General features: G+C 35.4%; 10 protein-coding genes and 1 pseudogene. 4 read left to right on the top strand and 7 right to left on the bottom strand.

Annotation, left to right across the window (positions count from 1 at the left end; translation table 11 throughout):
* Positions 1–87: 87 nt before the first annotated feature.
* The gene (locus tag BAZO_RS19850; RefSeq protein ID WP_003333279.1) at positions 88–1,911 is read right to left on the bottom strand and encodes a polysaccharide biosynthesis protein; all 1,824 of its coding nucleotides are present in this window, start codon (positions 1,909–1,911) and stop codon (positions 88–90) included.
* A gap of 826 nt (positions 1,912–2,737) precedes the next feature.
* Between BAZO_RS19850 and BAZO_RS19860 the strand changes: the two genes are divergently transcribed.
* From BAZO_RS19860 to BAZO_RS19870, 3 genes are read left to right on the top strand one after another with little or no spacing between them, the layout of a single operon-like run.
* The gene (locus BAZO_RS19860; protein WP_003333281.1) at positions 2,738–3,493 is read left to right on the top strand and encodes a YveK family protein; all 756 of its coding nucleotides are present in this window, start codon (positions 2,738–2,740) and stop codon (positions 3,491–3,493) included.
* Entirely contained in the window at positions 3,483–4,190 is a 708-nt protein-coding gene (locus BAZO_RS19865) for a CpsD/CapB family tyrosine-protein kinase (protein WP_003333282.1), read from the top strand. Before BAZO_RS19860 ends, BAZO_RS19865 begins: the two co-directional genes overlap by 11 nt.
* A gap of 57 nt (positions 4,191–4,247) precedes the next feature.
* Positions 4,248–5,012: a tyrosine-protein phosphatase gene (locus BAZO_RS19870; protein WP_003333283.1), complete on the top strand. Its 765-nt coding sequence runs from the start codon at positions 4,248–4,250 to the stop codon at positions 5,010–5,012.
* 49 nt (positions 5,013–5,061) lie between these two features.
* On the opposite strand, the gene BAZO_RS19875 is transcribed toward BAZO_RS19870, so the two are convergent.
* From BAZO_RS19875 to BAZO_RS19895, 6 genes and pseudogenes are all read right to left on the bottom strand, one after another.
* Positions 5,062–5,685 (bottom strand): hypothetical protein, encoded by a 624-nt coding sequence (locus BAZO_RS19875; RefSeq protein ID WP_003333284.1) that lies wholly within the window; start codon positions 5,683–5,685, stop codon positions 5,062–5,064.
* 135 nt (positions 5,686–5,820) lie between these two features.
* Positions 5,821–6,567, bottom strand: a complete 747-nt coding sequence (locus BAZO_RS19880) for an HIRAN domain-containing protein (RefSeq protein WP_003333285.1) — start codon at positions 6,565–6,567, stop codon at positions 5,821–5,823.
* On the bottom strand, positions 6,560–7,444 hold the full coding sequence (locus BAZO_RS19885; RefSeq protein WP_003333286.1) for a HipA domain-containing protein: 885 nt from the start codon (positions 7,442–7,444) through the stop codon (positions 6,560–6,562). The genes BAZO_RS19880 and BAZO_RS19885 overlap by 8 nt, the downstream gene beginning before the upstream one ends.
* Before the next feature lie 501 nt (positions 7,445–7,945).
* On the bottom strand, positions 7,946–8,155 hold the full coding sequence (locus BAZO_RS19890) for a hypothetical protein (RefSeq protein ID WP_003333288.1): 210 nt from the start codon (positions 8,153–8,155) through the stop codon (positions 7,946–7,948).
* Positions 8,156–8,989: 834 nt separating this feature from the next.
* A pseudogene (locus BAZO_RS21970) lies at positions 8,990–9,542 on the bottom strand (sugar transferase); the annotation flags it as partial.
* Positions 9,543–9,738: 196 nt separating this feature from the next.
* Positions 9,739–10,743, bottom strand: coding sequence for an NHL repeat-containing protein (locus BAZO_RS19895; RefSeq protein ID WP_003333290.1), 1,005 nt, complete (start codon positions 10,741–10,743; stop codon positions 9,739–9,741).
* 234 nt (positions 10,744–10,977) lie between these two features.
* Between BAZO_RS19895 and BAZO_RS19900 the strand changes: the two genes are divergently transcribed.
* Complete coding sequence (locus tag BAZO_RS19900; protein WP_003333291.1) at positions 10,978–11,982, top strand: acyltransferase family protein; 1,005 nt, start codon at positions 10,978–10,980, stop codon at positions 11,980–11,982.
* The last annotated feature ends 74 nt before the right edge of the window (positions 11,983–12,056 follow it).

Below are 12,056 nucleotides of genomic sequence, written 5' to 3' on the forward strand. Positions count from 1 at the left end.
CCTTTGTCATTTCTTACTCTCTTATTCCACATTTTATCATTAATACTGACGTTAGTACTAGTCTATACAAGTTTACAAGTTTTTAAACTAACTCCCAACCAACTCCAAAAACGCCTCTTCTTCAACCCGATTATTCGCCACCATCAACAAATAATCCTTAACATCAACCGCATTCATCTGCTCATAATTCTCCATAAAATAATCCAAGACTCTTCGCTCAATCACTACAGCCTTGCCAATATGAATTTTCGGAAATACCTGCTTCTTATGAACCTCATTTTCATTCAATAATTCTTCAAACATCTTCTCTCCAGGACGTAATCCAGTAAATTCTATCCCGATCTCTTCAACGGAGTACCCTGACAACTTAATCAAATTCTTTGCTAAATCAACGATCTTTACCGGCTCACCCATATCAAGAACAAATATTTCGCCACCACGGGCTAATGTTCCCGCCTGAATCACCAATCGTGATGCTTCCGGAATTGTCATAAAATACCTAGTCATCTCAGGATCGGTAACGGTAACGGGCCCGCCTGCTTGAATTTGCTTTTTAAAGAGCGGAATAACACTTCCACGGCTGCCAAGTACATTCCCAAATCGTACGGCTACAAACTTTGTTTGGCTTTGTTTTGCCATCTGCTGTACAATCAATTCTGCAAATCGTTTTGTTGCCCCCATCACATTTGTTGGATTAACCGCCTTATCAGACGAAATCATTACAAATGTTTTGACACCAAAGGTGTCCGCAGCCTCCGCTACATTTTTTGTTCCAAATATATTATTCTTAACTGCTTCGACCGGATTATATTCCATCAATGGTACATGTTTATGAGCCGCTGCATGATAAACCACATTGGGTTTGTACATTTCCATAACCGAAAAAATCCGTGCCCGGTCTTGGATATCGCCAATAACAGGGACAATTTCAATCTTCCCAGAATAGCTTTGCCTTAACTCCATATCGATCGAATAAATACTATTTTCACCGTGGCCGACTAAAATGAGTTTGCTAGGATTGAAGTTAGAAATTTGTCGACAAATCTCCGAACCTATTGAACCACCGGCACCCGTTACTAGTACTGTTTTTCCGCTAATTGTATCGACAATACTTTCCGAATCCAGTTGGACCGGCTCTCTTCCAAGTAAGTCCTCCACTTGCACATCCCGAAACTGATTTACTGAAACTTTCCCACTCATTAAATCTTCAATCATCGGCAAGATTTGCGTTTTTGCCCTTGTCTTCGAGCATTCTTGGAAAATCTTATTTAATTCTTTCTTACTTAAAGAAGGAATCGCAATCACGATATTTGTTATCTCTTTTTCCTTCACAACACTCTCAATACATTCGATCCCACCCACAACTGGCACATCTAAAATCTCCAGATGGTGCTTATGAATATCATCGTCAATAAAAGCTACTGGTAACAGTCCTGCTTCATTATTATGCAATAGTTGCCTTACAACCATCGTTCCAGCAGCTCCTGCTCCAACTACAAGCGTCCGCTTTTTATTTGCATTTTGCTTCACATATGTGTCACGATAAAGACGCCATGAAAATCTTGCTCCACCAATCAATAACATATGAAGCATCCAAGTGATTGCAAGCGCACGAAAATATACATCATGGAAAATAACCCCTTGCACAATTCCTGCAAATACAATTGTCCACGTGATTGCCTTAAAAATACCGATTAATTCTCCAATACTCGCATACTGCCAAACTTTTTTATAAAGTTTAAAAATATAAGCAAAAATATGATGGCCAATCAATAATGAAAAAGCCGTCACAAACAAAAAAGGTGTAAATACATTCTTCGTATCAAGTATGTACTGGCTGAAAAAGATTGCAGTTAATACGATAATTGAATCAATTGTCACCAAAAATAATACCCGTTTTCGATACGACACCAACCATCCCCCCTATTTTCACATTAACGAAATAAAGACTCTAGATAAATTGCTTTAAACAAAAACAGCCTATCGAGAATCTTCATTTATAAGTAAGGGCATCTAACCCCGCCTCACATCACACTAGCGACGACCCGCGTCTAAGGTACTGATTCTATTGACCCACAGCATGACCGAGTGCCCCCATTGATAACGGCGAGGAGACATTACCGAAAACAGACTTATGTGCATCTCTTATTAATCATCTTCAAAACTATATTATGTATATCCGTAAAATACTCATGTTGTTTATTAGCTTGATAGACTTTGTAGGGCTCCTCAGACCAAACATTAAGAAGGCCCGTTTCTACCATTCGATTCAATTCGATGCGAATTGAGTTGGTCGAATCACCGAATTCATCTGCCAGTTCTCGCAAGTAGCTTTTTGTGTTTGGATTTCCAAAAAACTTAACCAACAACTTCACTCTAGTTTTGGAAGTAATCAAAATATCTAACAAAATACACCATACCCTTTTAAAATCTTACGAATTTTTACAATACCTGAGTAATTATTTTACTCGCATTATATTTAATGGTCAATAAGATGTATAATTTTGGTTAACAAACGGGTATTTAGACCTACTTTTTATGTATTTTACCTTGTCGATACTTGTCAAATTAAATCACTTTATAATTTAGAATAGTACACCTGTAAAAACTACTTCTAATAATTTTATTGAAAAACAACCTACCATCTATAGAAAAATCCAAGATTTATAATATAATCAATAGAGAGTATGTTATAATTACAACTAGTTTTTTGAAAAATAAGCATGGAGGAAATAAAATGAAGGAAACGATGGAAGAGATTAGTTTAATAGAAATTTTCCAAACGTTGAAAAAACGGATTTGGTTAATTATTTCGATAACAAGTGTTGCTGCAATTGCAAGTGCTATCATAAGTTTTTTTGTATTAACGCCAATCTATCAATCTTCTACCCAGATTCTAGTCAATCAGTCTCGTAATGATCAGGCTGTGTATGACGTAAATGCTATCCGTAGCAATCTTGAGATTATTAATACGTATAATGTCATCATTAAAAGTCCAGCGATTTTGGATAAAGTTATAGAGGAATTAGCGCTTGATCGCTCATATGATCAATTGAATAATCAAATTACTGTGGCAAGTCAAAACCAATCACAGGTTGTTTCCATTACTGTCCAAGACCCTGATCCTGAATTAGCAGCAAAAATTGCCAACACAACAGCAACTGTCTTTCAACGGGAAATTGTTAAAATTATGAATGTTAATAACGTAAATATTCTTGCAAAAGCCACTGTTGGTGACAACCCATCACCAATCAAACCACAGCCGGTGTTGAATATTGCAATCGCTATTGTTGTCGGATTAATGGCCGGTGTTGGTATTGCCTTCTTACTCGAATATTTAGATAATACAATTAAGTCTGAACAAGACATTACTAAAATTCTTGATATCCCGGTTCTTGGGATTATTACAGTTATTAATTTAGACGCAGAGGAGAATAAACGACAGCAGCCAGCCTTTGCTGCAAAGATTGGAAGTGAAAAAGTTGAATCTTAGACGGAAGAAAAAGCTAAACACGACAAATAGCAAATTTCGTAGTTTAATCACTCATTTTGATAAGAAATCACCAATCTCTGAACAATATCGAACAATCCGCACAAATATAGAATTTTCAGCGGTAGATAAAAGTTATAAAACCATTGTTGTTACATCAGCCGGACCCGGTGAGGGAAAATCAACAACTACTGCCAATCTCGCTGTAGTCTTTGCACAGCAGAATAAAAAAGTTTTATTAATTGATGGTGATTTACGTAAACCTACCGTACATTATACATTTCAGCTTGATAATACGATTGGTTTAACAAATATTTTAACCGGACAATCAACTTGTGATGCAGCAATCAAAAGCTCTGAAGTTGAGCATTTAAGTGTTTTAACATGTGGACCGATTCCGCCTAATCCTGCCGAAATGCTTGGATCCGATGCAATGAAAAAGCTTCTTGAACATGTGGCGGAGCGATTTGACATCATTATCATCGATTCACCACCAGTATTAGCTGTTACCGATGCTCAAATACTTGCAAATCTTGCAGACGGTGTCGTCCTCGTTACAAAAAGCGGCCAAACAGAATATGATATGGCAATCAAAGCAACAGAGTTATTAAAGAATTCAAGGGCAAAACTATTAGGCGCAGTCTTAAATCATAAAGATCAAAAACAAAGCAATTATTACTACTATTATGGAAACAAGTAGTGGGACGAGGGACAGGTTCCTTGTCCCACTTATTTTTTAATACTGGAGGAATAGATGATGATAGACTTACACTGTCATATCCTACCGAATATTGATGATGGACCAAAAACAATCGAAGCTAGTCTTGAAATGGCAAGACATGCAGCTGAAACAGGCATCAAAACAATCATTGCAACACCCCATCATAAAAACGGAAGCTATGAAAATCCTAAACAAACCATCATTCAAAACGTACAAACCTATAATGATAGATTAAAAGCGGAAGGAATCGATATCGTCGTCCAGCCAGGACAGGAAAACCGTATTTTTGGAGAGATTTCCGAGGATTATGACGCAGGCATGCTTCAAACCATTGCGGACACATCCTATATTTTAATTGAGTTACCCTCAAGTCATGTCCCAAGATACACGGGACGCCTGCTCTTTGACTTGCAAGTGAAAGGATTAAAACCAATTATCGTTCATCCAGAACGAAATTCGGAAATTATTAGTCACCCAGATACCCTTTATCATCTTGTTGAAAAAGGGATCTTAACACAAGTAACAGCCTCATCCGCTACGGGACATTTCGGAAAAAAAATTCAAAAGTTTACGTTCGAATTAATCGAAGCACAAATGGCCCATTTTATAGCTTCAGACGCCCATAATGTTACTTCACGTTCATTTAAACTTAGGGAAGCCTATGAGGTTGTAGAAAAAGAATATGGGATAGAAGCCCGCTTCTATTTTCAAGAAAATGCCGAGCTTGTAGTGCGTAATCAAACGGTTTATGCCGGACAACCGGAACGAATTAAAAAGAAGAAGTTTTTGGGGATATTCTAGGATGGAACATGGGTGCGGTTCGCTTGTTCCATCACCGCACCCATGTTCCTTACATTTTCTCCATTGCACTTGAAAGCAAGGCATTTCGTCTTGCTTTTTTTTCAGCTTCATAGGCGCTGCGGAACTCTGCTGCTTCATTTGGGTCGAAGCCATGAGCTTTCAAATCTTCTTGCAAGGCACCATAGAGTTTATTAAACGCTTGGTCTGTCTTCGCTTCCAATGCTTCACCAGCTGTTTTATATTTACTTAAAAAATAGCTATAAGAAATCTTTTCGCCACTTGCCTTTTTTTCCTTATATTCACCTATAGCCCGACCTACTAAAGCATTAATTTTCCCATTGGCTTGAGACTCTAAACTTTCAAAGGATGGTCGATATTTACCTTTTATCGTTTCCGCTGTCACCCCTGGTTTTGCAGTACTGTTAGTTGAAGTGGGGTTGCTATCGTCATTTGGCGCTTGTTCGGAAACACCGCCGTTCTCTGTTTGCGGATCAGTCGCTTCTATTGGGGAGTCCTGTGGTGGCAGGACAATGTCATAATCCTCATCAGCAACAATTTCTTGAAGCTTAGCATCTTGACTTATATCATATGTTTTTACTTTCAGAAAATAATAGGCCGTTCCCCCACCAGCTAAAACTAGTAATAGCAGGATTGATAAAATAATTTTTTTCATAAAGTGTACCCCGAATTCATTTTTGAATATATTTTAACATAAGTTGACTTCTTTTTTAACCAATATTTTTCCCAAAACAAGACATCTGACATCTCGAAAAAGAGGCAAAAAAATTACATCTTTACTTCTTCGCTTTCATTGCATAACAGGGGTTAATTCATCAGATGTGGTACCTTGTAGGGAAGGGATCTCACATTGAAAGTCCACTTTTAACCACCAATGAGGGGTTGACTTTTCATTAAGATAGACCACTCTAACAGAAGGGGCAGCCCCATTTTCCAATAATGAAAAGACAGCCTTACTATAAAAATTAGGTACGTATCCAAGATGTTTCCCACTTTGAGTGTAAATGCCTACAGCGTTAGGATCATAGTTATTAGTAGGCTCAGGTATTAATTTTAGCGAATCACTTTTAGCTAACCATAAATACCATTGATCCGGTAAATTCCGATGACGCATTCCGTGAACAAAGAAACTAGAATGTAGTTTTCCATCCTTTTCAAGTCGAAGAGGTTGTTCAAAAGAATACGTATCGCTCGCTAGTCGACCACGAGTTTGTTGAAGCAAATCCATCTTCGTAGACCTTTCATCTAAACCTAAATCAGATAGAATTGCTTTAAAATCCGAACGGTCATTTGAAGGTAATCGGCGATCAAAAGCAGGAAAAAGAGTATTTGATCGATAAACCTTACTAGGATTAGGAAAAGCCGGATGATGTATATAACCGTTTTTTATTGCATCACCTAACTTTCGCCCGCCTTGTTCTGAATGCGTGTAAGTAAATTCGTACTGATTATTATAATAAGAAAGAGTCCCAATATGATAATACAGACGATTATTTTTATTTTGCCACACAACTAGCAGTGTATGAACATTACTCATAATTTTCTTCCTCCTTTCCAAACCACTCTAATATTTTCTGTCTACGAATTGGTATTATATGCTGCAACCATACCCTTTGTGCCTCACTTAACAAATCCAAGGATTGAATGAATTTTATATATCTTTCCGTATCAAATTTTATAAGTTTGTCCAAACTACTTTTAAATTCATTAGGATAATGTTTGTGAATATAAATTAACAGATCTTTAGCTTTCACACTTTTCTTTTCAAATAAACCTGCTTTAACCTTCGTATTCTTCATATATTTGTTCATTTCCTGAACATTTATAGCCTTCATCATCAACTGCTCATCATCGAATCGAAAGCCTAAAGAAGCTCCATTATCATAAATTGGGGAGAATTTAGCTCCTTCTTCAGCAAGGAATAGGACCTGCCAATTAAACGGATGTCTATCTTGATTTCCGATAAAAATATCGAATATTTGTATATCCATGAATTCCGTTTTTACGAACTCCCAATAATCAAATTTCTCCATAACTTGAAAACCAGCATCAATAAGTTCTATGTTTTTCAAAGGTGATTCTTGCAGTTCGATATAAGCTTCTACTAGGCTAGGTAACAGCGCCCCTCCCTCTTCCGCCATCATAGCGTTAGATTCCTCAACAAAGTTCCGAAGAAGGCAGCCCCTTCGACCATTCCTAGTAACCATTTCAACCTTCATCATTTCTAATCCTAGAATCTTTCCAATTTCAGCAGCAATTAATTCAGTGATGTCTTCCCAAGAAACTCCTTGATTAAATTTTCTTGGATATTTGATTAGATATTTCAAGCCTTCTGGTGACACTAATTCTTCTTTCTCTAAGGTACTTTTCCCACCGTATCCAATGCGTTCCCACTCACTGATATCTTTTAACACTGCTATCCGTTTCCTTTTCCAAATAATTACTTGAATTTTAACACATGAAAAAGAAAAAACATACCAAAATAAACTGACAAAAATAGCGATAGTACAAATAATAATTCAGGAGCGACACTAATAAACTAATTCCCATAATTTTGTATTACTTGTTTAATTTTACCTCAAAAAATTCACTTTATACGATTGCTCATCAGACGTCTGACCTCTTAGAAAAGAACCTTCCCTTTGCTTCTTGTGATAATCATACTTCCTTCTTTGAAATTTTAAAACACAGGGACGGTTCGTGTATTATGTGTTAACAAATCAGGCTACAGGGGACTGTCTCCGCAACCTGATTTTGTCCATATCTTGTAACACGCGAACCGACCCCATATTACATTCCGATATTAAGCTTGAATACGTTTGCTCAAATTATTAATTTGTTTATCGTGTTTACCTGTTTTTTCACTTAAATACTCGATATCTATCTTTATTCCCCTTAGTTCATCAAAAACAAGTTCAAATGTGCGTTGTTGTTGTTCTAATTTTAGTCTCTATATGCTTAAAGTAACTTCTATTTTCGGTTTGGTTATTTACAATCTCTTGTTTAACTCCCTCTATATCTTGTTCAAGTTTGTCAAAACGTTTATTCATTTGACCTGTTTCTTGTTCAAGTTTATCAAAACGATTATTCATTTGACCCATGAGTTGCTTTATTAACTCTTCCATTACCGGACACCTCGCTTTTTAACTAGTATAACAGCTTTTTACATAACAAGGGGGCGGTCCTCGCGTTCCAGGGGAAATATTCCACTGCTATATTCCATCCAGGAATATTTAAATTTGTATGTTAATTTTGTTCCTTTGGAATCAAAGTGTTTTTTGTAGTGTTTGTTGTTGGGGACCTTATTGGATGATAGGACGGAAGCATAAACCTGATGGTATTATACCATAAAGTTTTTGAAATATTTATTTTGGAAAGATAGTATACTGTCGCCTTGGACACGGTTGTCACTATTTATTCTCATTCGAAAAAAGCTTAGAGGTTCTACTCAAAGTCAAGGAATTGTGGTAGTGTTTCAAAAAAATGGAGCATTCTATTCAGTTCTGTAATAGCCTCCTTCCATGGTTAATCATAATCTTAAGTTTTAATCACATCAACATCTCTCTAAAATGAAAAGTCATACATTCATAGTATTCGACAAAAAGTTTAATAAACCTGCAAGAAAATGAACCATTTTCAAGTTTTTGTGCGCATGGAATGATGGGGCAGTTCGTGTGTTCCGTGTTAACAAATCGGGCTGCAGGGGACAAAAAGTCCCCACAGCCTGATTTTGTCCATATCTTGTAACACGCGAACCGATCCCATGTTTCATTGCAGCCAAAAATTGAGAACCAGAGCGGAATACTAAATAATACGGCCCAAAAAAGACCGATAAAAAGGTTTTCTTCTCTAAACATTGATAACCAATAGTTTTATATACTATATTTCCCAGTAAGAGAGATAATCATACAAATGTATTTCTTAAAGGTAATCTACCAGCCTTTTTTCCGCCCACTATATTAATATGCGTTTTTATTTACAAACCCATTTATAATAGTCTTTAAAATTATTTTTATATCAAACAAAAACGTCCAATTTTCAATGTAGAAAATATCATGAACAATTCAATCTCTAATGGATGTATCTCCTCTAAGAACGCATACCTGTGTCCATCCAGTTATACCTGGTCGCACATGATGCTTAACCATGTATTTTGGAATGTCTTCTTTAAACTGATCCACAAAATACGGGCGCTCAGGACGTGGACCGACAACACTCATATCACCTTTTTTAATACGTTAAAGAATTACGGTAGTTCATCAAGACTTGTTTTTCTTAGGAATGTCCCAAATTTTGTACGCCTTGGGTCATTTTCTGTTGTCCATTGTGTATTGGAGACACTTTCCGGCATATGCTTCATTGAGCGAAACTTATATCATGTAGAACGTGCGTCGGTTTAAGCCAACTCGCTCCTGTTTAAAAATTATCGGACGAGGAAATGTTAATTTAATACCATAACTATAAGGTCATAATTGGTGGTATAATGGCAATTGCACATAAGGAAAAAATAATAGTTAATCGTAATTTGGGGATTTACTATCAACGACCACTTTTATGATTGGTGCAGCTGTAACTGATTGATTAACTCCTAAGAAAGTTAAAAATAGCAAACTTGTGATTAATAATTTTCGTATTAGAAATACTTCCATCATAATTAATTTGAGAATATTTGCTTGATTACAATTTTATTATTGGGATATTATCCAATCTATGTCGGCAATTCACTTTTTCTCTCTTGTGATTCCTTTATTGGAACGCCAAAATCATGCAATCTTTCGAAATCGATAATTTCATTATTTTTTATTTTAAAACGTAATATACTTGAGTATTCTGTGATTTCCGGCAAATAAATATATTCTCCAATTACCTCAAAATAATAAGGGGTTCCTTTTAAGTTATATTTATCGAATAAATCCTCATATAAACCTTCTTTTAAACTATTCAAGTCTTTAGTTCGAATGAATTTTTGAGGTGTTGCAGTAATATAATAATAATCATCAATCTTAATTATATCGTTCATTCCCGATAATTCTTCAGGTACATCGTACTGGGTAATAACATTAAATGAGTCGTCTTTATAGTTAACAACACTTATTTTACTTGCCCCTGACACAAAAAACATTTTATCTCCTATAATATGAAATGAACGTGTATAAGCTCCCTTAAGAAATTCAAGTTTCTTAGTAAATATCAATTGCAATTTCCCGTTAATATTCTTAAAAAAATAAATATCTGTAGATACTGAACCTAGTACATAAAACCCGTTTTTTTCGGGACTATATATTATTCTATGTGGTCTGGTACCTATTCCATCGCTCTCCTGAGTTAAAGTGTATTTTCCGTTTTCGGTACGCAAGTAAACATTTACCTTATTAAATCCAGTATTATCTACAACTAGTATGTCCCCATCAGTTGCAATTGAATGAGGTCCACCGAGATTGTCATCTAATTCATCCCACTCTTCAATTGGTAAACTTACCTTATCCGAAAAAATTACCCTATGATGCCAACAATCAACAATAAAATAGTTATTGTCTATCTTTGTTAAATATGTAGGAGTATAAAGGCGCCCCTGCCAAGTGGATTCTATATTTTCTTGGTTATATGAATCGCCATTGTTATTAGGATGGGATAGTTCCGTTTCTGAAATTCCATTCAAGGATCCAAAAGCCGATAAAATAATTATTACCAGTACTGAAATGAAAAATCGCACAATAATCCCTCCCTTCTTTTTTTCTACAAAAACATTATAAAGGAAAGGAAACCTATGCGCTATATAGTTTAGCCTAAAACAGGCTTACTTAATCCACCATCAAGCAACCAATCCCTAATACTACATCTCCACATTTCAATTTAGTTTTAATTTTTAAGTACATTATTAAATCTGTATATGGTACCATACTATTTGTATTTATTAATATTACTTGGAAAGGAAACTACGAAAACTATGGAAAGAAATAATAACTTCAATTTTATGAGGTTAATTTTTGCCTTTATGGTTGTATATTCACACTCATATGGTTTATTAACTTTACCAGAGCCACACTTTTTAGGTCGAACACTTGGAAACCTTGCAGTCCATTGTTTCTTTGTCTTAAGTGGCTATCTAATTACAATAAGTTATCTTAATTCTAAAAATACTATCGATTTTTTTAAAAAAAGAGCACTAAGGTTAATACCAGCGTTCTTAATAGCCTACTTCCTAAGCCGAACACTCTCTTCAGTGTTTAATAAATTTATTGATAATCCAGTACCTTATATTTTTAATGGCACAATTTGGACTCTATCCTGGGAAGTATTGGCATATGTTATTTGTGCCCTGATCGGTTTTGCTGGAATATTAACTCCTAGTATACTTGGTGCATTCTGGATAACATCATATGTATATATTATCATTAATTATGGTAGTTCATCACCAACATACCAAGTTATTGTTCCAATGTTGTTTTTATTCCTATCAGGTGGATTCATTGCTGTTAATGAACAAAAATTAAAATTAACTTCTAGCGGTTTGATAAGTATATTAGTTTTAAGTATTTTAGCCTTTATACCGGAGTTACCAAAGAGAGTTATTAACACACTTTATTGGCTATATGGCCCTGAATTCCCTCAAGAAGCAATAAACTATTTTCTATATTTAATGCTACTACCACTAGCAATTATTTATTTAGGTAAATATATTCCACTTATACTAAAGGCTAAGAATGATATTTCTTATGGTGTATATATTTATGCCTGGCCTATACAACAAACTATTATATTTTTGTTTTTAAGAAATAATGTTTCTCTGCATCCCTTGCTATTATTTGCCCTTTCATCGATTATTACAGCAATAACCTCTTACTTTTCTTGGAGATTTATAGAAAAACCTGCTCTTTCACTCAAACAAGTTAAACTTTCTAACCTTTTTAGTAACAAAGATGTGGAAAGAAGCGGCACACACACGCATTAAGGCGAAATTAAAAGGCATGAATCCGGCTCAATTCCGAATTCATGCCTTTTATGTTCTATTGTATTAACCTTATC

It is taken from the genome of Schinkia azotoformans LMG 9581, from assembly GCF_000307855.1.
In the GTDB taxonomy this organism is placed as follows: domain Bacteria; phylum Bacillota; class Bacilli; order Bacillales; family Bacillaceae_J; genus Schinkia; species Schinkia azotoformans.

What these genes read in the sequence shown, in the direction of transcription:
- BAZO_RS19860 (WP_003333281.1), top strand. Translation starts at nt 2,738, where the DNA reads ATGAAGGAAACGATGGAAGAGATTAGTTTAATAGAAATTTTCCAAACG.
- BAZO_RS19870 (WP_003333283.1), top strand. Translation starts at nt 4,248, where the DNA reads ATGATAGACTTACACTGTCATATCCTACCGAATATTGATGATGGACCA.
- BAZO_RS19875 (WP_003333284.1), bottom strand. Translation starts at nt 5,685, where the DNA reads ATGAAAAAAATTATTTTATCAATCCTGCTATTACTAGTTTTAGCTGGT.
- BAZO_RS19880 (WP_003333285.1), bottom strand. Translation starts at nt 6,567, where the DNA reads ATGAGTAATGTTCATACACTGCTAGTTGTGTGGCAAAATAAAAATAAT.
- BAZO_RS19890 (WP_003333288.1), bottom strand. Translation starts at nt 8,155, where the DNA reads ATGGAAGAGTTAATAAAGCAACTCATGGGTCAAATGAATAATCGTTTT.
- BAZO_RS19900 (WP_003333291.1), top strand. Translation starts at nt 10,978, where the DNA reads ATGGAAAGAAATAATAACTTCAATTTTATGAGGTTAATTTTTGCCTTT.